The organism is Marinobacter sp. SS8-8 (genome assembly GCF_030540945.1).
GTDB lineage: Bacteria > Pseudomonadota > Gammaproteobacteria > Pseudomonadales > Oleiphilaceae > Marinobacter.
The window spans coordinates 24,273-42,069 of record NZ_JASSVN010000023.1; the positions used below are offsets into that span (position 1 = coordinate 24,273).

Here is a 17,797-nt window from a genome sequence, read left to right on the forward strand (position 1 = left end):
CTGCTCTTGACGCCTTTGGAGGTTTTGGAATGTCGATTCAGACGCGCCGCGATCAAAGCGGCCGGACCCTTGTTATCAGAATTGAGGGGCGCTTTGACTTCAGTACCCACCAGGCGTTCCGGAATGCCTACGAGCACGGCGACCCAGACATCCGGAGTTATGTCGTAGACCTGTCGGATACAACCTACCTGGATAGCTCGGCGCTGGGTATGCTGTTGTTGCTCAGGGATTACGCCGGCGGCGACAGCGCCCGCATTGTAATTGAGAACTGCAATAACGACGTCCGGCGAATCCTCTCCATCTCCAATTTCGAGCAACTGTTCAATATTCGCTGATGCGTGCGAACCGCCGGAGCTCTCATGGATGATGCCGTTGCAGAACACCGCCCACTCAGAATCCTGATCGCCGATGATTCGGACAGTGATCGCCTCATCCTTAAAACCCTTCTGAAGCGCCTGGGCCACGAAGTCCTGGATGCCTCGAATGGCCTCGATGCCGTGTCCCTGTTCCGGCAGGATGCGCCGGATCTCGTGCTACTGGATGCCTTGATGCCGGTGATGGATGGTATGGAGGCTGCCCGGCAGATCAAATCCCTGGCTGGCGAACGGCTGGTTCCGCTGATCTTCCTGACGTCCCTGTCGGAGGCCGGGGCGCTGGCCCGGTGCCTGGAGGCCGGCGGCGATGACTTTCTGGAAAAACCCTACAACCGGACCATTATCGAAGCGAAGATCAACGCATTCAACCGGATGCGGCTGATGCACCAGGCCCTGTCTGACCAGCGGGACCTGATCCGGGAGCGAAACCGGCAATTGACCGAAGAGCAGGAAATTGCCAAGCGGGTATTCGACAACGTTGCCCACTCCGGTTGCCTGGACGCGAGCAACATTCGCTACCATGCGTCGCCGCACTCCATTTTTAATGGCGACGTGTTGTTTGCGTCTCCGAGACCGGCCGGCGGCATGCTCATTTTCATGGGAGACTTTACCGGCCATGGCTTGCCGGCCGCCATTGGCGCCATGCCGGTTGCGGAAATCTTTTACGGCATGGCCAGCAAAGGCTTCAACGGCCAGGATGTGTTGCGGGAGATCAACCAGAAACTCAGGCGCATTCTTCCCACCGGTATGTTCTGTTGCGGTGCCATGATAGAGGCGGATTTCAAGCGCAATCAGATTCAGGTCTGGAACGGCGGTTTGCCGGACGGCTGGCTGATTCGCTCTTCGGGTGACCGGCTGGCGCTGCCATCCCAGCACCTGCCCCTCGGTATCCTCGCGTCGGACCGGTTCAATGCGGAATTCCAGAGATTTGGTGCCGGCCCCGGCGACTGCCTGATGATGATGACCGACGGGTTTCTGGAAGCCGCGGACAGCAGCGGAAACGTGTTTGGCGAGCAGGGTGTGGCGGATGCTCTGGCACATCCCGGCAACAGTGAGCACCCGTTTGATGCCATGATGTCGGCGGTTTACCAGTTTACCGGGGGGGTCAAAGATGGCGACGATCTGACGCTCTGTTGCCTGGAAATGAGCAACCAGGCAGGCTTTTCCGCTTTGCCGGACCGGACGGTGCCTTCCTCGCTTGCCGGTCCTGCGGAGTGGCGTTGCAGTTATGAAATCCGGGAGCAGACCCTTGGGGAGTTCAATCCGCTGCCGCTGCTTCTGCATATCTGCATGGAGGTCCCGGGCCTTCGCCGGCGAAGCGGGGAGATCTATACGCTGCTGGCGGAGCTCTACAACAACGCCCTCGAACATGGGGTGCTGGAGTTGCCGTCGGAGTGGAAGCGTTCCCCGGAAGGGTTTGGCCGCTACTATCTCGAGCGTAAGCGGCGTCTGGGCAATGTCGAGGGCCATTATATTCGTTTCACCCTTCATCATTCCCTGAAACCGGGTGGCGGCCGGCTGCGTGTGGAATGTGAGGACAGCGGACAGGGATTTGATGTCCAATGCCATCCGGGTGCCACATCCGGCGCTCACCCCGAGGGGCGTAAGCGATATGCCGGGCGGGGTCTGCTGCTGTTGAAGCGCCTTTCTGAGTCCGTCAGCTTTCATGAGCGGGGTAATCATGTTGAAATTGTCTATGATTGGCACGTCAGTGGCGCCGCAGCAAACCCGGGCGATGTGGCCCGTTAGTTAAATGTCATCAAACGTACCAGGGGGTTGGTCATGAGTGATAAGCCACACCTTGACGAGGAAGCGCTGGCTGAGCTTCAGGATGTCATGGAAGACGAATTTGACGTCTTGATACAGACCTATCTTGCGGATTCCCGGGACAGGATCCGGAGTTTGCGGGAGGCGCTGAAGGCCAATGACAGCGATGCCTTCATCAAGACAGCCCATAGTTTCAAGGGCAGTTGTGTCAATATCGGTGCTCCCCGGCTCGGCGAACTGAGCCTGAATGCTGAAATGGCCGGAAAAGAGTCTCGTCTGGAAGAGGCTCAGGCATTGCTGGATGCCATTGATGAGGAATTTCGTCAGGTAACCCAAAGGCTGGAGAGTCTGCTGGTAGGTTAATCGGCGTCCGCTTTATCAACCCCGGCTTTTTACAACCTGGCTTTATAAAACAAGAGTGCCCTGGCACCGCATTTGCTTGGCCTTTTGCAATAGTGGAACAATCGCCCGCGCATCGGCCAGAGTCCGGCAAGGTGAGGGCGCCAACGAGACAAAAGCGGCAAGAGGTTGCCATGGCCCAAATGGTTCTTCCCCAAACTCCCGCGCCCGGGATTCAGAAGGAGTCCGGTCCTTCCAGATCCGCCAACCCTGGCGATACGGCTGAAAGAAAATGCGATTTTGAGTCGGTGTCACAGGCGGAGCAAAAACGTCTGAATCGCCAGAAGGCGGAGCCAAACGACAAGGCAGATTCCACCGATGTGCAACAGACTGCCCAATCTGACGCCGGCCAGCGTGAGGCTTCCGGCGCCAAAGACACTGTCGTGAAAGGTGATGAAGAAGCCGTCGGGTCCTCTGAGGCGGCGAGCTCAACCTCTGCTGAGGCTGAAGTCGACGAGGATGGAACAAACCTGGAGGCTCCCGCGCTGCCGCTTACCTTTGCCGAATTGCAGGCCTGGCTGAGCCCACAATCCGGTCGTTCGGGCGAGGCCGGTCCGTATACAGCCGCACCCCAAACCGGGTCCGGGGCGTCGGCCGGAGTGGCGGGCCAACTGACACCGGGCAATGGACCGTTCAACGGGCTCCTGTCGAACGTTCCCGGTCAGAAAGGCAAGATTCCTGCCGGTGCTGCATCGGATGCAACGATGACAGAAGCCATGAAAGCTGCGGCGCTCACGGACCCTGGCCGGAGCGCGGATCCGGGTACCGCACTTACCTCCGGTCGTTTCCAGTCGGCCCTTGACCTGGTGTCGCAGCAAGGGGCAAGCGGCACCAGTGCCGCTGCGAAGCTGGCTGCCGAGACGGCAGGCCCGCTGAGGAGTTACGCCACCTCCATTGATGTACCGGTTGGCAGCGCTGAATGGGGTGACAAACTGGTCGGCAAACTCAGTTGGCTGACTGCCCGGAACATGTCGGTGGCGGAAATTTACCTGACTCCGCCCGACATGGGGCCGATGGAGGTCAAGGTCCGGGTTCAGAATGAGCAGGCGAACATCACCGTTCTTTCTGCCAACCCTGTGGTGCGTGACCAGTTGGAACTGCATTCCCACCGGTTGCGGGACATGCTGGGAGAGCAGGGCCTGTCTCTGGCCGGATTCGATGTTTCTGACTCGCCCCGGCAGCAGACCGGTGACCAGGGAACCGGCGACAGCCATGCCTCCGGTACGGCCATGGCGTCGCCACGTACCGATACCGAACAGGATGACGACAGCCTGAACTCGGTTAACCTTGACCTGAGCTGGAAAGGCGAAGTGGACATCTTTGCCTGACGGCTCCCGACATTCCCTTCCAATCTCTTTTGCCCATCCTTCCCGGCAACGCTAAACTGCTGTCCTGAACGGGAAGGTTAGGGTTTCTGGCCCATCCTTTGCATCCAATCTGAAAAAGTCACGGAAAAACCCTCCCTCTGACGAATTTCTGGCAAAGCGAACACTATGGCTGACAATAACGCATCTGAAACGGCTCCCGCCAAAAAAGGCAAACTGAAGCTGATCATCATGCTGGTGGTTGGCATTATTCTGGCGATTGCGCTGTCTGTCGTGGGCACCCTGTGGTTTCTCGGTGCTGGTTTGCCAGGCATGGGCGAAGACGATGGGGAGGCGGGCGAAACTGCGGAAGAAAGCTTTGTTCCCAGCACCTACCTTCTGATTGACAAGGCTCTGGTTACGACGGTGCAAGCCCAGGGGCGCCAGCGTTATGCCCAGGTTTACCTGGCGCTGGAAGCGACTGATGCGCAGGCTCTGGCAGCGGCCCAGCTGCACTTGCCACTGATTCGCAGCCAGTTGGTCATGGTTCTTGGTAACAGTGATTTCAATGAGTTGCAGACACCCGATGGGCGCCGGGGCCTGGCCGAGCGAATGCTGGCGACCGTGAACCAGGTGCTGGAACAGGAGGGTGAGCCCGCCGTCAAACGGGTGTTGTTCAGGAATTTTGTGGTGCAATAGGGCATGGGCGAAGCCTATCAGGGGCAGGGTTAAGTATGCAGGACTTGTTGTCACAGGATGAAATCGATGCCCTCCTCCATGGGGTGGATGACGGTGACATTGACACCTACGAAGAAGCCGACGATTCCGGCATAAAGCCCTACGATCTCTCCAGTCAGGACCGCATCGTCCGTGGTCGCATGCCGACCCTGGAAATGATCAATGAGCGGTTTGCCCGCTATACCCGAATCAGTCTGTTCAACCTCATGCGCCGCAACGCCGACGTTTCCACCGGCGGCGTCAAGATCATGAAATTTGGTGAGTACATTCACACGCTGTATGTGCCCACCAGCCTTAACCTGTGCAAGGTGCGCCCGTTGCGGGGCACCTCCCTGTTCGTGCTGGACGCCAAGCTGGTGTTCAAGCTGGTGGACAATTTTTTCGGCGGGGAAGGGCGCCATGCCAAGATCGAAGGCCGGGAATTCACCCCAACCGAGACCCGCATCGTCCAGATGGTTCTGAATCAGGTATTTGAGGATATGAAAGAAGCCTGGCATGCGGTGCTCAAGGTCGATTTCGAGTACCTCAGTTCGGAAGTAAATCCGGCTATGGCCAACATCGTCAGCCCCAGCGAAGTGGTGGTGGTCAGCACCTTCCATATCGAACTGGACGGTGGCGGCGGAGAACTCCACTTCGCCTTGCCCTATTCCATGATAGAACCTATCCGCGACGTGCTGGACGCTGGGGTACAGAGTGATATCGATGATGTGGATGAGCGGTGGGTCAACGCGCTCCAGGAAGACATCAAGGAGGTGAACGTGCCGATCAACACCACGGTCTGTCGCCGGCGGATTTCCTTGAGGGACATCGCAAGAATGAAGGCTGGAGACATCATCCCCGTGGAGATGCCGGAGCACCTGACCGTTACCGCTAACGGCATTCCCATCTACAAAGCCACGATGGGGACCCGTGACGGCAAACTGGCGCTGAGAATTCACGAGCGGGCAACGCTGCCCAAAGTCAAGAAACAACTGAAGGTGGGACGCAATGGCTGACGACGACAAGAACGATGAGCAGGAACTCAGCGAAGATGAAAAGCTGGCTGCCGAGTGGGAAGCAGCCATGGAAGAATCCGGCGATGAAGGCGGCCGTGAGGACGAGTGGTCGGCTGCCATGGCCGAGGCCGGTGAATCCGGGGCAGCCGGCAATGGCGTTCAGACGGCCCCCATGGAGGAATTCGACACGGGAACCGAGCCCGCCCGGGGCAATGGCCTGTCACCGGATATCGACGTTATCCTGGATATTCCGGTCACCATATCAATGGAAGTAGGCAACACCCAGATTCCGATACGCAACCTGCTCCAGTTGAACCAGGGCTCGGTGATCGAACTGGACCGGCTGGCGGGTGAACCACTGGATGTTCTGGTGAACGGTACCCTGATCGCTCACGGCGAGGTTGTGATGGTGAACGAAAAGTTCGGCATTCGTCTGACCGATGTGATCAGCCCGGGCGAACGAATCAAGCGGTTGCAGAAGTAATATGTGGTCAAGGCTCCCGGGCATTTCATTATTGGTGCTGGTGGCTCCGGCCCTGGCCCAGGAAACGGCCAGCACTGAAACTCCGACTTCTCCGATCAGGTCGCCGGATACCCTTGGCACCATCGTCAGCCTTGGTCTGGGCCTTGTCGCCGTAATTGCGGTGATCTATGGCTGTGCCTGGATCATCCGCCGCATGAACGGCATGACCGGCATGAACAACAACGCCATCAAGGTGGTTTCGGTCATGGCCATCGGAACACGGGAGCGCATCGCCCTGATTGAGGTGGGTGGCCAGCAGATCCTGTTAGGGGTTACGCCCTCGGCGATAAGAACCCTGCACGTGTTTGACGAGCCCGTCGTCGATGCCGGCAATGCCAGTTCCGGTGAGTTTGCCCGCCGTCTGCACACCATGATGGGCAAATCCTGGACCGCCCCGACGAGGAACGACTAGGCCCATGCGCGCCGCGACTCTCAAGCAACTGATCCCGACCTTGATTGTGCTCGCCGGCCTGGCCTGGGCGCCACTGGCACTGGCTCAGGAATCTACCGGTATTCCAGGCATTCCCGCGTTTACGGTCACGCCGGGGGAAGGCGAGGGAGTGCAGGAATATTCGGTGACCCTGCAGATACTGGCGCTGATGACCGCGCTCACCTTCCTGCCGGCGATGCTCATGATGATGACCTCATTTACCCGTATCATCGTGGTGTTTGCGATCCTTCGCCAGGCCATCGGCCTGCAGTCCACACCGTCAAACCAGATTTTGCTGGGGCTGGCGCTGTTTCTCAGTATCTTCATCATGAAACCGGTACTGGAAGAGGCCAACCGGGTGGGTTTGCAGCCCTATCTGCAGGAAGAAGTCACGTCTCTTGAGGCGGTTGAGCAGGCCAGCCAGCCCTTCAAAAAATTCATGCTGGAACAGACCCGGGAAAGCGATCTGGCCCTGTTCATGCGAATTTCCGACGTGCAGTACGACACCCCACAGGACGTTTCCTTCTGGGTCCTGATGCCGGCGTTTGTCACCAGTGAGCTCAAGACCGCCTTCCAGATCGGATTTATCCTGTTCATCCCGTTCCTGATTATCGACATGGTAGTGGCCAGTGTCCTCATGGCGATGGGTATGCTGATGTTGTCGCCCATCATCATCTCCCTGCCTTTCAAGATCATGCTGTTTGTGCTGGTGGACGGCTGGGCCCTGGTCATGGGCACCCTGGCTGCCAGTTACGGAATATAGGGGGCCTTATGACTCCGGAAACGGTTATCGACATCCTGCGCGAAGCACTCTGGCTGATAGTCCTGCTGTCGTCCGTAATCATCGGCCCGGGTCTGATTATCGGTCTGGTTGTCAGCACCTTCCAGGCGGCGACCCAGATAAACGAGCAGACCCTGAGCTTCCTGCCTCGCCTGCTGGTCACGCTTGTCGTTATCATCGTCTGGGGGCCCTGGATGCTGACCCAGTTGCTGGACCATGCCAACCGCCTGATCTCCAGCATCCCTTACCTGATCGGCTGACGGATGATACCGGCAGACATCAGCGCGGACATCATAGGCCAATGGGTAGGCCAGCACCTCTGGCCCCTGTTCCGCATGGCCAGCTTTCTTATGGTTATTCCCATCTTCGGCAGCCAGTTGGTGCCGGCCCGGGTGCGCCTGGGCCTGGCGCTGCTGATGACCGTGCTTATCGTACCCATGATCCCGGCCGTGCCCCGGGTTGAGGCCCTCAGTGCCGACGCCGTGGTAATTACCCTGCAACAGATCCTGATTGGTGTCGGCATGGGCTTCGCGCTGACCGCCCTGTGGCAGCTCTTTGTCGTTACCGGCCAGATGATCGCCATGCAGATGGGCCTCGGCTTCGCCTCCATGGTCGACCCGGCCAACGGCATTAACGTGCCGGTGCTGTCCCAGATCTACACCATCACAATCACCCTGCTGTTCCTGGCCATGAACGGACACCTGGTGGCCTTCGAAGTCTTCATCGAAAGCTTCCGGACCCTGCCCGTTGGCATGGAGGGCCTGGGCCAGACCGGCGTCTGGGAACTTGCCCACCGGATCAGCTGGATGTTTGCCTCCGCCTTGCTCCTGGCGCTGCCAGCCGTGACCGCCGTGCTCATTGTCAACATCTCCTTCGGCGTCATGACCCGTGCCGCGCCCCAGATGAACATCTTCGCCCTTGGTTTCCCGATTGGCCTGATTTTTGGCTTGTTTGCCATATGGGTGCTGCACGCCAATTTTCTGCCACACTTTGATCAGTACACAAGAGAGACCTTTGACTTCATGCGGGGGCTGCAAGGGCAGCCTTAGGAAATGGTTAAGGCGAGACGAATGCAGACTCCCCTCGATGAATAGGCGGAGGCAGGCGGGTCAGGCTGTCCAAAACTGTGCGGAGCCAGGGATGGCGGAGCCAAGCGTACAGGGACGTATTCACAGCGTGTTTTGGACAGCCTGACCCGCCTGCCGATACGGCACAAGCTGGATTAAGAGAATGGCCGAAGACAACGACAACAGTCAGGAAAAAACGGAAGAGGCCACCCCCCGAAGGCTGGAAAAAGCCCGGGAGGAGGGCCAGACCGCCCGTTCCAAGGAGCTGGCCACCATGGCCGTGCTCCTGGCCGGCGCCGGCGGCCTGCTCATGTTCGGCGCCAGCCTCGGCGCCTCACTGGAAGCCATCATGCGCGACAGCTTCGTTATCGAACGCTCCGCCATTTTTGACACCCGGCACATGAGCGTCGAACTGCTGGCTTCCGCCAAGGAAGCCGCCTGGGCGCTCGCACCCATCCTGGTCATGCTCCTGATTGCCGCCGTGTTCGGCTCCATCGGCATTGGCGGTTTGCTGATCAGCGGCAAAGCGGTAGCGCCAAAACTCAATCGCATGGACCCCGTCAAGGGCCTGGGTCGCATGTTTTCCATGCGTTCCCTGATCGAGCTGGTCAAAGCCATTGCCAAAGTCGGCCTGGTCATGGCCGTGGCCATCCTGATCCTCAACCTGCGCACCGAAGACCTGCTCAGTATTTCCGAAGAGTCGGTGGTGCCGGCGATGGAGCACGTGCTCTGGACCCTTGGCTGGAGTTTCTTCCTGTTGTCCTGCGCCACCATCATCATTGCGATGATTGACGTGCCTTTCCAGATCTTCGATCACCAGAAAAAACTCCGGATGACCAAGCAGGAAGTGAAGGATGAGCATAAGGACACTGAGGGTAAGCCGGAAGTCAAGGGCAAGATTCGCCAGCTCCAGCGCGAGATGGCCCAGCGCCGGATGATGCAGGACGTGCCCTCGGCAGACGTGGTGATCACCAACCCGACCCATTATGCGGTGGCCCTGAAATACGATCAGAAGGCGATGGGCGCTCCGGTAGTGGTGGCCAAGGGCGCCGACGAGATTGCCTTCAAGATCATGGAAATCGCCCGCGAGAACAAAGTCGAAATCCTGCGCACGCCCCCGCTGACCCGGGCGGTTTTCCACAACACCGATATCGGCGAGGAGATTCCCGACGGCCTTTATATGGCGATTGCCCAGGTGCTCGCCTATGTCTTCCAGCTTCGTCAGTTCCGTAAGGGGCGTGGACCGAAGCCCGGTATGCCTGATTTTCCGATTCCTTCTGACTTAAGGCGGGATGTTTGAGTTTGGTTCGTTTAGTAGCCTGAGGATTATGGTGTTTGTGGGTTTGTGGGTTTGCGGGCAGGCCTCCCAAAAACCGCTACGAGCACGTCCATGTGCGCTTGTTTCCGGCCATCCTTGGCCTCCAACATTTTTGGGAGGCCCGCCCGCAAACCCACGTTTGAACCCTTCGGATATCGTTAGAGTCGTAGGGTTAGGCGAAGTCGTAATCCCACCATTTTGTTCGGTCCTCAACCTACGTCTTTAGAGTCAAAGTGTTGCGATGTGTGAATATATCTCTGAAGTTTGACGGCGGGTGTGCGGGAAGGCTTTCCAAAACTGTGCGGAGCCATGGATGGCGGAGCTCAAGCGCCACAGGGATGTGCCGCAAGGAGCGGGTTTTGGAAAGTCTTCCCGTACACCCGCCACCCCCAAAATCTGGCAGGCTAGGTGAACAAACCCGCCGTCAAACTCAGCAGCTAGTCTCGATAACCCGAACCATCGGCTCCCCTCGGCGCCACAGGCGATTTCCAGAACCTGGGTAATGCCCTGATCCTGGATCACCTGGTCAATCAGATGATCCAGGATCAGGTGGCGCTGGAGCAGGAATGTCCGGATGTTGCCGCCAATGGCGGCCTCGAACGGGGTCATCAGTCGGTACAGCCAGCGGCCCTTCCTGGTGGCGAGGGTGTCGTCAGAGAGCCCGTGCCGGTGCCAGACGGCACCGGTATACAGGGCAGTGAAGCTGATGCCGGAGCTGTCAGTCGGTCTTCTGCTCATAAATGGCTCTTCCCCAGGCCTCGTGGCTGCCGGGCAGCACCAGGTTCAGGGTGGTGGCAGCCACCGCGCTCAGCGCAATGCCTTCCAGATTCCCCAGAACCATGCCGCCAATACCGAACACCAGGGTGACACCCACGATAACCAGGTTGCGGGACTGTGACAGGTCCACCTGATGGCGGATCAGTGTGTTAAGGCCAACCACCGCGATGGAACCGAACAGCAGGCACAGGATACCACCCATGACCGGCACCGGAATACTCTGCAGGGCTGCGCCGAACTTGCCCATGAAGGCCAGGGCGATGGCAATGCAGGCGGCCCACCACATCACCTTCGGGTTGAAGTTCCTGGTCAGCATGACCGCGCCGGTGACTTCCGAGTAGGTCGTGTTGGGCGGGCCGCCGAGCAGGGAAGCGGCGCTGGTGGCCAGGCCGTCACCCAGCAGGGTGCGGTGCAGGCCGGGTGTTTCCAGGTAGTTCTTGCGGGTGACGTTGCCGATGGCCAGTACGTCGCCGATGTGTTCGATGGCCGGGGCGATGGCAACCGGAATCATGAACAGAACAGCACCCCAACTGAACGCCGGCGCAACAAAGTTGGGGACGGCAAACCAGGCCGCTTCCTGAATCGGTGTGGTATCGACGATGCCGGCGAAGGCGGAGAGGATATAACCGGTAATGACCCCGAACATGATCGGAATCAGCCGGAAGATGCCCCGGGCCCACACCGACATGATAATGGTCACCGCCAGGGAAATCATGGCGATCCAGATGGCGGTGTCGTGCGGAATCAGCTGGGTAGCGCCATCACCGGTGCGCCCGGAGGCCATGTGAACGGCAACCGGCGCCAGGCCGAGACCGATGGTCATGATCACAGGGCCGATAACGACCGGAGGCAAAAGACGGCGTACAAAGCCGGTGCCCCTGAGGCGAACCAGCCCGCTCAGGATAATGTAGAGGATGCCCGCAGCCATCAGCCCGCCGAGGGTTTGTTCCATGCCAAACCGGCCCTTGGAGGCAATAACCGGCGCGATAAAGGCGAAGGAGGAGGCCAGGAAGATGGGAATCTGGCCGCCGGTGACCAGGTGGAAAATCAGGGTGCCCAGACCGGCGGTGAACAGGGCAACGTTGGGGTCCAGCCCGGTAATCAGTGGCATGAGAACCAGGGCGCCGAAGGCCACCAACAGCATCTGGGAACCCGCGATCACCTGTTTCCAGACCGGATCGTTGATAGGGCCCTGCATGCTCAAGCGTCCTTCTGCTTGGTGCCGAAGATCTTGTCGCCGGCATCGCCGAGACCCGGAAGGATATAGCCTTTCTCGTTCAGGCGTTCGTCAACTGAGGCCGTGTAGACAGACACATCCGGGTGTTTCTCCAGGACCTTTTCAATACCCTCTGGAGCGGCGACCAGAACCAGGGCCCGAATCTCGGTGCTGCCCGCCTTCTTGAGCAGGTCGATGGTGGAAATCATGGAGCCGCCGGTCGCCAGCATCGGGTCGACAATCAGTGCCATGCGCTGGTCGAGCTCACCAACCAGTTTTTCCAGATAGGTGCTGGCTTCCAGGGTTTCCTCGTCTCGGATCTGGCCGACAACGCTTACCCGGGCGACCGGGATCAGGCTGAGTACACCGTCGAGCATGCCAAGGCCCGCACGAAGAATCGGAACAATGGTGATTTTCTTGCCATGGATCTGTTCCACCGTCACCGGGCCGGCCCAGCCATTGATGGTCTTTTCCTGGAGGTTGAAATCCTTGGTGGCTTCATAGGTCAGCAGGGCACCGACTTCCTGTGCCAGCTCACGAAAATTCTTGGTGCTGATATCCGCGCGGCGCATCAGGCCGAGCTTGTGGCGGATAAGCGGGTGTTTTACCTCGTGGATTGGCATGGGGTCACCTGTGTGTCTGATTGTGGTTTCGGTGTCTCAATTAAATGGCGCAAGGATACCGTATCTGGCTAGGCGAGTCAGGCGGCGGAGCAATGCTTAGCGTGAAATTCCCCCGGCCGTGGTACGGATCTTGCGGTAACCCTCACGAACGACGCCCCGGCGTCAGAATCCCGACCTTATACCGCTTGCAGGCGCAGTTAAACGGAGAAGTTTCCGGTATGGACAGAGCTTTGGTCCTTAATAACGTCAAAACCCTGACGCGGGGCAATCTGGGCGTGCCCGTCATGTTGATGGGGTTGCTGGGCATGATGATTCTACCCATGCCCGCCTTCCTGCTGGACGTGTTCTTTACCTTTAATATCACCCTGTCGATCGTCATCCTGCTGGTGTGTGTCTACGCCCTCCGGCCCATGGAGTTTGCGTCTTTCCCGACCGTGCTGCTTGTGGCGACTCTGTTGCGCCTGGCCTTGAACGTGGCGTCTACCCGGATCGTGCTGTTGAACGGCCACGAGGGGGGGGATGCCGCCGGTAAGGTTATTGAATCCTTTGGCGCGGTATTGATTGGCGGTAACTATGCCGTTGGTCTGGTGGTGTTTGCGATCCTGATGATCATCAACTTCCTGGTGGTGACCAAGGGCGCCGGACGGGTGTCCGAGGTGAGCGCCCGCTTTACGCTGGATGCCATGCCTGGCAAACAGATGGCGATTGATGCTGACCTGAACGCCGGTCTGATCAATCAGGAGGAGGCCAAGCATCGCCGGGCGGAGATCGCCCAGGAGGCTGATTTCTATGGTTCCATGGACGGTGCCTCCAAGTTTGTGAAAGGCGACGCCATTGCCGGCCTGCTGATTCTTGCGATTAACATAATTGGCGGGGTCGCCATTGGCATGCTCCAGCACGGCCTGGATTTTGGCCTGGCCATGGAGCGGTATGCGCTGCTGACCATCGGTGACGGCCTAGTGGCGCAGATCCCGTCGCTGCTGCTGTCTACCTCTGCCGCCATCATGGTTACCCGGGTTACTTCCAGCCAGGATATGGGTGGGCAGATCCTTCAGCAGATGTTCAGTGCGCCCAAGGCACTGTCAATTGCCGCCGCCATCCTGATCATCCTTGGCCTGATTCCGGGCATGCCCCACGTAGCCTTCCTGGGCCTGGGTGCCCTGGCCGCGGGTGCCGCCTGGTATATCTGGAAACATCAGCGCCAGACGGTAGAAGACGAAGGCGTATATCCGGGGCGGGCCGGGGGTGCGCCTCGTCCGGCTGGCCGCGATCTTCCGCCGGGCGGTGACGCCGGTTCCGACCAGGGCCGTCAACTGCCGGCGCCGGGTGAAACCAAAGAGCTGGGCTGGGACGATGTGGCCACTGTGGACATCGTGGGCCTGGAGGTGGGGTATCGGCTTATTCCGCTGGTGGACAAGTCCCAGGGTGGCCAACTGCTCAGCCGCATCAAGGGTGTGCGTAAAAAGCTGTCCCAGGATCTGGGCTTTCTGATGCCCTCGGTTCACATTCGCGACAATCTCGATCTGATGCCCAACGTCTACCGCATCACGCTGATGGGTGTGACCATTGCCGAGGCGGAAATTCACCCGGACCGGGAGCTTGCCATTGATCCCGGGCAGGTATTCGGAAAAGTGGAAGGGATTGAAGGCAAGGATCCGGCGTTTGGCCTGGATGCCAGCTGGATCGAGCCGGACAAGAAGGATCAGGCCCAGACCCTCGGCTATACGGTTGTGGACGCCAGCACGGTCGTGGCTACCCACCTGAATCAGGTGCTACAGAAGCATGCCCACGAATTGCTGGGGCACGAAGAAGTCCAGAAGTGGCTGGACCAGTTGGAAAAGATTTCGCCCAAGCTCGCCGAAGAGCTGGTACCCACGACTGTTTCCATCAGCTTGTTGCTGAAAGTGCTGCAGAACCTCCTGAAGGAGGAGGTTCCGGTTCGGGATATGCGGTCTATCGCCGAGGCCATCGTGAACGTGCACCCCAAGAACCAGGATCCGAAGCTGCTGACCACGGCCGCCCGCCAGTCCCTGCGCAGGATGATCGTCCAGAGCATTTGCGGCAACGAATCGGAGATACCGGTAATCACCCTGGACCCGGATCTGGAACAGTTATTGCTGAAGTCTGTTCAGCAGAGTCAACAATCCGGCGGACAGGAAGACATCGGCCTGGTTCTGGAGCCGAACATGGTTGAAAAGCTCCAGCGCTCCCTTAAGGAGAGCGTCCAGCGCCAGGAAATGCTGGGAAAGCCGGCCATTCTGCTGGTCTCCGGGCCTCTGCGCCCGGTGCTGGCGAAATTTGCCAGCTACGGGGTAGAGCGCCTGCATGTGCTCTCGTACCAGGAAATCCCGGATAACAAACAGATCACAATCGTGGCGTCCGTTGGCCAGTAACGGCGCGGATGACAGAGCGGACAGCGCCGGCACGGCGTTGCCGGTGGAGGAAGAGGCATTATGAAAGTAAAACGGTTTTTTGCCAGGACCATGGCAGAGGCACTCAAGCAGGTCAGCGAACAGATGGGGCCGGACGCCGTAATCCTTTCCAACCGCCGGGTTGACGGTGGCATCGAAATTGTGACGGCGCTGGACTATGACGAAAACATGGCGCGCCAGCGACTGGGCGACCAGGCGCAGGAGGCCACCAACGGCTCCCGCCTGGCAGAGATGCAGGCGGACCAGCAGCGTCGTCTTGAGGACGAGCTCGGCCGGTCCCGGGAGCGAATCCGCGAGGTTCGGGAAAAGCGGGCCGCCCAGGGGGCCGGCTATGCAGGTACGTCGTTTTCTGCGGTGCAGGAATCGTTGGGTGCCGGCTTTGATGAGCCTGAGCCGTTGGTGCAAGCGCCACGGCAAGGTTATTCCGATGAGCTGGCCCAGATGCGCGCGGAGATCCGTTCCCTGAAGAACCTGATGCAGGGCCGTAAGCCGGAGCCTGAGGTGCCGGCAACCAGTGCGGTTCAGCAGAGACTGGCCGAGCGGCTTCAGGAGTTCGGTCTCGGTAGCGATCTGGCGGGGTCAATTTCCCGCCGCCACAAGGCCGGGCGCCTGGAGGATGGCTGGAAGCAATCCCTTAAAATGTTGTGCACCGGCGTACGGACTTCCCGCCTGGAATGGCTGGATCAGGGCGGCGTCTTTGCCCTGGTGGGGCCAACTGGCTCGGGTAAAACCACCACCATTGGCAAGCTCGCGGCGCGGTATGTGCTCAGCCATGGTGCCGATTCTGTGGCCCTGGTCACCACTGACCGTTATCGGGTAGCGGCGCATGAGCAGTTGTTTGTCTTCGGTCGCATTCTGAACGTTCCAGTGCGGGTCGTCGACGAGAGCCACAGCCTGGATGATATCCTGGACGAGTTGTCAGGCCGCCATCTGGTACTGATTGATACTGCCGGCCTGACCAGTGCGGACAAAGGCTACCAGGAACAACTGGCGGAACTGGCGCGCAGCCATCACAATATAAAGACGCACCTGGTCGTTTCGGCCACCAGTCAGCCGCGCATCATGAAATCCGTCTGGCATTGCTATAAGATGGCAAATCTTGCGGGCTGCGTGATGACCAAGGTCGACGAGGCCCTGACACTTGGCGAGTCTCTCGGCTTTGTGATGGAAACCGGCCTGTCGGTAGCCTATTACACAGACGGGCAGAAGATTCCCGAAGACCTGCACCACGCAGAAGCGGTTCCGCTGGTGCGGCTGGCCGTGGAGCGGCTTAAAATCCTCCAGAAACAGCAGGCGGTCGCAGAAGGGGCCTGACAGAGCGCGCCTGGGACCGGACAGTGATACCGGGCAGACCGGCAGAGAGTGTCCGAAAAGACAGCACCTGGCTAAACGTGGCGAGAGACAAAAAACAGTATGAGCAAAGCGCAACCGGTACAGGTGATTGCAGTTTCCGGCGGAAAAGGTGGAGTCGGCAAGAGTAACGTGTCGGTTAACCTCGGGATTGCCCTGGCCCAGAAAGGCCGGAGGGTCGTGCTTCTTGATGCCGACCTCGGGCTGGCCAATATCGATGTACTGCTCGGCATTACCGCCAACCGGAACCTTCAGGATGTGCTGGCGGGTGACTGTGATCTCAAGGACGTTCTGGTCGATGGCCCCGGTGGCATCAAGATTGTACCGGCGTCCTCCGGTACCCAGCGAATGACCCAGCTCAGCCCCATGGAGCATGCCGGGCTGATCAACGCGTTCAGCGAACTCGGTGACCAGATCGATGTTCTGATCGTAGACACCGCCGCGGGCATTTCCGAATCGGTGGTGAGCTTTCTGAGAGCCTCCCAGGAGCTGCTCCTGGTGGTGTGCGACGAGCCCACCTCCATCACCGACTGTTATGCCCTGATCAAACTTATGAACCGTGATTACGGCACCAACCGTTTCCGCATTCTTGCCAATCAGGTGAGAAATGAGCAGGAAGGCCGGCACCTGTTTGAAAAACTGACCCGGGTCACCGAGCGCTTCCTGGATGTGGCACTACAATATGTCGGTATGGTGCCTTACGATGAAGCCGTGAAAAAAGCGGTTCAGCGGCAGCGGGCAGTGCTGGATGCCTATCCCAGGGCAAAAGCCTCCCTGGCGATCAAGGCGCTGGCGGAAAAAGTTGACAACTGGCCGCTGCCTTCCTCTCCCCGCGGGCACCTGGAATTCTTTGTGGAGCGGCTCGTCGAAGTCTGAATCAGATCCAGTCAAACAAAAAACCGGATACATGACATTGGCGAAAAACCTCGGAATCTATAACCAGTCAGGCGCGCAGAAGCCTTCCCAGCTCGTTGAGGAGCACGCGCCCCTGGTCAAGAAAATTGCCCTTCATCTGATGGCCCGGCTACCAGCCTCTGTGCAGCTTGATGACCTGATGCAGGCCGGAATGATCGGCCTGCTCGAGGCGGCTCAACGCTACAGCGCCACCAGGGGTGCAACCTTCGAGACCTACGCGGGCATCCGGATTCGTGGCGCCATGGTGGATGAGATCCGCAAGGGCGACTGGGTTCCCCGTTCCGTGCACCGCAATGCCCGTCGTATTTCCCAGGCTATCAAGGCCGTTGAAGATCGTCTCGGCCGGGAGGCCCAGGATCTGGAAGTGGCTGAAGAACTGGGCATGGGGCTGGCCGAGTACCATACCTACCTCTCTGACTCCAACAGCGGCCGGCTTTTTAGTCTCGATGAGCTCAATGAATCCGGCGAACTGCCGATAGAACAGACAGAGCCACGGGATAATCCGCTCGAAGGGCTCTCGTCCGACGCGTTCCGCCGCAGTCTCGCCGAGGCTATAGAGGAACTGCCGGAGCGGGAAAAACTGGTGTTGAGCCTGTATTACCAGGACGAGCTGAACCTCAAGGAAATCGGTGCGGTGCTCGGCGTCAGTGAAAGCCGGGTCAGCCAGATTCACAGCCAGGCGGCCTTGCGACTTCGGGGGCGTTTATCGGACTGGCGCCAGGATACGGGCAACTGATCACTGTTTTGTGTGTCCGCGGCGGGGCAGACTGTAGTTTTTGGTAACCGAT

Annotated in this window: 19 protein-coding genes; 16 read left to right on the forward strand and 3 right to left on the reverse strand. The window is 59.1% G+C overall.

All coding sequences use genetic code 11. The annotated features are described in order from the left end of the window. The first annotated feature begins 29 nt into the window (after positions 1-29). The 12 genes from QPL96_RS17315 (at position 30) to flhB (ending at position 9,678) form a co-directional block, all read left to right on the forward strand. On the forward strand, positions 30-335 hold the full coding sequence (locus QPL96_RS17315; protein ID WP_303288569.1) for an STAS domain-containing protein: 306 nt from the start codon (positions 30-32) through the stop codon (positions 333-335). 24 nt (positions 336-359) lie between these two features. Beyond that, positions 360-2,123: a PP2C family protein-serine/threonine phosphatase gene (locus QPL96_RS17320; RefSeq protein WP_303288570.1), complete on the forward strand. Its 1,764-nt coding sequence runs from the start codon at positions 360-362 to the stop codon at positions 2,121-2,123. 33 nt (positions 2,124-2,156) lie between these two features. After that, complete coding sequence (locus QPL96_RS17325; protein WP_303288571.1) at positions 2,157-2,504, forward strand: Hpt domain-containing protein; 348 nt, start codon at positions 2,157-2,159, stop codon at positions 2,502-2,504. Between the two features lie 170 nt (positions 2,505-2,674). Continuing rightward, entirely contained in the window at positions 2,675-3,868 is a 1,194-nt protein-coding gene (locus tag QPL96_RS17330; RefSeq protein WP_303288572.1) for a flagellar hook-length control protein FliK, read from the forward strand. Positions 3,869-4,033: 165 nt separating this feature from the next. Continuing rightward, a complete protein-coding gene (locus tag QPL96_RS17335; protein ID WP_303288573.1) occupies positions 4,034-4,543 on the forward strand; it encodes a flagellar basal body-associated FliL family protein in 510 nt (169 codons plus the stop codon). Between the two features lie 35 nt (positions 4,544-4,578). Further along, positions 4,579-5,577, forward strand: a complete 999-nt coding sequence (gene fliM / locus QPL96_RS17340; RefSeq protein ID WP_303288574.1) for a flagellar motor switch protein FliM — start codon at positions 4,579-4,581, stop codon at positions 5,575-5,577. Continuing rightward, entirely contained in the window at positions 5,570-6,061 is a 492-nt protein-coding gene (gene fliN, locus QPL96_RS17345) for a flagellar motor switch protein FliN (RefSeq protein WP_303288575.1), read from the forward strand. Before fliM ends, fliN begins: the two co-directional genes overlap by 8 nt. A gap of 1 nt (position 6,062) precedes the next feature. After that, the gene (gene fliO, locus QPL96_RS17350) at positions 6,063-6,512 is read left to right on the forward strand and encodes a flagellar biosynthetic protein FliO (RefSeq protein ID WP_303288576.1); all 450 of its coding nucleotides are present in this window, start codon (positions 6,063-6,065) and stop codon (positions 6,510-6,512) included. A 4-nt stretch (positions 6,513-6,516) separates the two neighbouring features. Next, positions 6,517-7,293, forward strand: coding sequence for a flagellar type III secretion system pore protein FliP (gene fliP, locus QPL96_RS17355; RefSeq protein ID WP_303288577.1), 777 nt, complete (start codon positions 6,517-6,519; stop codon positions 7,291-7,293). A gap of 8 nt (positions 7,294-7,301) precedes the next feature. Continuing rightward, positions 7,302-7,571: a flagellar biosynthesis protein FliQ gene (gene fliQ, locus QPL96_RS17360; protein ID WP_303288578.1), complete on the forward strand. Its 270-nt coding sequence runs from the start codon at positions 7,302-7,304 to the stop codon at positions 7,569-7,571. Positions 7,572-7,574: 3 nt separating this feature from the next. After that, positions 7,575-8,360: a flagellar biosynthetic protein FliR gene (fliR, locus tag QPL96_RS17365; protein WP_303288579.1), complete on the forward strand. Its 786-nt coding sequence runs from the start codon at positions 7,575-7,577 to the stop codon at positions 8,358-8,360. 181 nt (positions 8,361-8,541) lie between these two features. Then, the gene (flhB, locus tag QPL96_RS17370) at positions 8,542-9,678 is read left to right on the forward strand and encodes a flagellar biosynthesis protein FlhB (protein ID WP_303288580.1); all 1,137 of its coding nucleotides are present in this window, start codon (positions 8,542-8,544) and stop codon (positions 9,676-9,678) included. Between the two features lie 246 nt (positions 9,679-9,924). Here flhB and QPL96_RS17375 read toward each other — a convergent pair whose 3' ends face one another. The 3 genes from QPL96_RS17375 to upp are packed head-to-tail and all read right to left on the reverse strand — an operon-like array spanning position 9,925 to position 12,312. Next, positions 9,925-10,434: a hypothetical protein gene (locus tag QPL96_RS17375; RefSeq protein WP_303288581.1), complete on the reverse strand. Its 510-nt coding sequence runs from the start codon at positions 10,432-10,434 to the stop codon at positions 9,925-9,927. Next, positions 10,415-11,671 carry a uracil-xanthine permease family protein gene (locus QPL96_RS17380; RefSeq protein WP_303288582.1) on the reverse strand — a complete coding sequence of 419 codons (1,257 nt, stop codon included), beginning with the start codon at positions 11,669-11,671 and terminating at the stop codon, positions 10,415-10,417. The genes QPL96_RS17375 and QPL96_RS17380 overlap by 20 nt, the downstream gene beginning before the upstream one ends. 2 nt (positions 11,672-11,673) lie before the next feature. Beyond that, complete coding sequence (gene upp / locus QPL96_RS17385) at positions 11,674-12,312, reverse strand: uracil phosphoribosyltransferase (protein WP_303288583.1); 639 nt, start codon at positions 12,310-12,312, stop codon at positions 11,674-11,676. Between the two features lie 218 nt (positions 12,313-12,530). On the opposite strand from upp, the gene flhA reads away from it, so the two are divergent. From flhA to QPL96_RS17405, 4 genes are all read left to right on the forward strand, one after another. Then, positions 12,531-14,705 (forward strand): flagellar biosynthesis protein FlhA, encoded by a 2,175-nt coding sequence (gene flhA, locus QPL96_RS17390; protein ID WP_303288584.1) that lies wholly within the window; start codon positions 12,531-12,533, stop codon positions 14,703-14,705. Between the two features lie 60 nt (positions 14,706-14,765). Continuing rightward, positions 14,766-16,058, forward strand: coding sequence for a flagellar biosynthesis protein FlhF (gene flhF / locus QPL96_RS17395; protein ID WP_303288585.1), 1,293 nt, complete (start codon positions 14,766-14,768; stop codon positions 16,056-16,058). A gap of 99 nt (positions 16,059-16,157) precedes the next feature. Further along, a complete protein-coding gene (locus QPL96_RS17400; RefSeq protein WP_303288586.1) occupies positions 16,158-16,970 on the forward strand; it encodes a MinD/ParA family protein in 813 nt (270 codons plus the stop codon). Between the two features lie 31 nt (positions 16,971-17,001). Then, a complete protein-coding gene (locus tag QPL96_RS17405) occupies positions 17,002-17,745 on the forward strand; it encodes an RNA polymerase sigma factor FliA (RefSeq protein ID WP_303288587.1) in 744 nt (247 codons plus the stop codon). The last annotated feature ends 52 nt before the right edge of the window (positions 17,746-17,797 follow it).

Bases quoted from the DNA above. Each gene is read 5' to 3' on its own strand.
- QPL96_RS17315 (WP_303288569.1), top strand. From the start codon at position 30: ATGTCGATTCAGACGCGCCGCGATCAAAGCGGCCGGACCCTTGTTATC.
- QPL96_RS17320 (WP_303288570.1), top strand. From the start codon at position 360: ATGGATGATGCCGTTGCAGAACACCGCCCACTCAGAATCCTGATCGCC.
- QPL96_RS17325 (WP_303288571.1), top strand. From the start codon at position 2,157: ATGAGTGATAAGCCACACCTTGACGAGGAAGCGCTGGCTGAGCTTCAG.
- QPL96_RS17330 (WP_303288572.1), top strand. From the start codon at position 2,675: ATGGCCCAAATGGTTCTTCCCCAAACTCCCGCGCCCGGGATTCAGAAG.
- QPL96_RS17335 (WP_303288573.1), top strand. From the start codon at position 4,034: ATGGCTGACAATAACGCATCTGAAACGGCTCCCGCCAAAAAAGGCAAA.
- fliM (WP_303288574.1), top strand. From the start codon at position 4,579: ATGCAGGACTTGTTGTCACAGGATGAAATCGATGCCCTCCTCCATGGG.
- fliN (WP_303288575.1), top strand. From the start codon at position 5,570: ATGGCTGACGACGACAAGAACGATGAGCAGGAACTCAGCGAAGATGAA.
- fliO (WP_303288576.1), top strand. From the start codon at position 6,063: ATGTGGTCAAGGCTCCCGGGCATTTCATTATTGGTGCTGGTGGCTCCG.
- fliP (WP_303288577.1), top strand. From the start codon at position 6,517: ATGCGCGCCGCGACTCTCAAGCAACTGATCCCGACCTTGATTGTGCTC.
- fliQ (WP_303288578.1), top strand. From the start codon at position 7,302: ATGACTCCGGAAACGGTTATCGACATCCTGCGCGAAGCACTCTGGCTG.
- fliR (WP_303288579.1), top strand. From the start codon at position 7,575: ATGATACCGGCAGACATCAGCGCGGACATCATAGGCCAATGGGTAGGC.
- flhB (WP_303288580.1), top strand. From the start codon at position 8,542: ATGGCCGAAGACAACGACAACAGTCAGGAAAAAACGGAAGAGGCCACC.
- QPL96_RS17375 (WP_303288581.1), bottom strand. From the start codon at position 10,434: ATGAGCAGAAGACCGACTGACAGCTCCGGCATCAGCTTCACTGCCCTG.
- QPL96_RS17380 (WP_303288582.1), bottom strand. From the start codon at position 11,671: ATGCAGGGCCCTATCAACGATCCGGTCTGGAAACAGGTGATCGCGGGT.
- upp (WP_303288583.1), bottom strand. From the start codon at position 12,312: ATGCCAATCCACGAGGTAAAACACCCGCTTATCCGCCACAAGCTCGGC.
- flhA (WP_303288584.1), top strand. From the start codon at position 12,531: ATGGACAGAGCTTTGGTCCTTAATAACGTCAAAACCCTGACGCGGGGC.
- flhF (WP_303288585.1), top strand. From the start codon at position 14,766: ATGAAAGTAAAACGGTTTTTTGCCAGGACCATGGCAGAGGCACTCAAG.
- QPL96_RS17400 (WP_303288586.1), top strand. From the start codon at position 16,158: ATGAGCAAAGCGCAACCGGTACAGGTGATTGCAGTTTCCGGCGGAAAA.
- QPL96_RS17405 (WP_303288587.1), top strand. From the start codon at position 17,002: ATGACATTGGCGAAAAACCTCGGAATCTATAACCAGTCAGGCGCGCAG.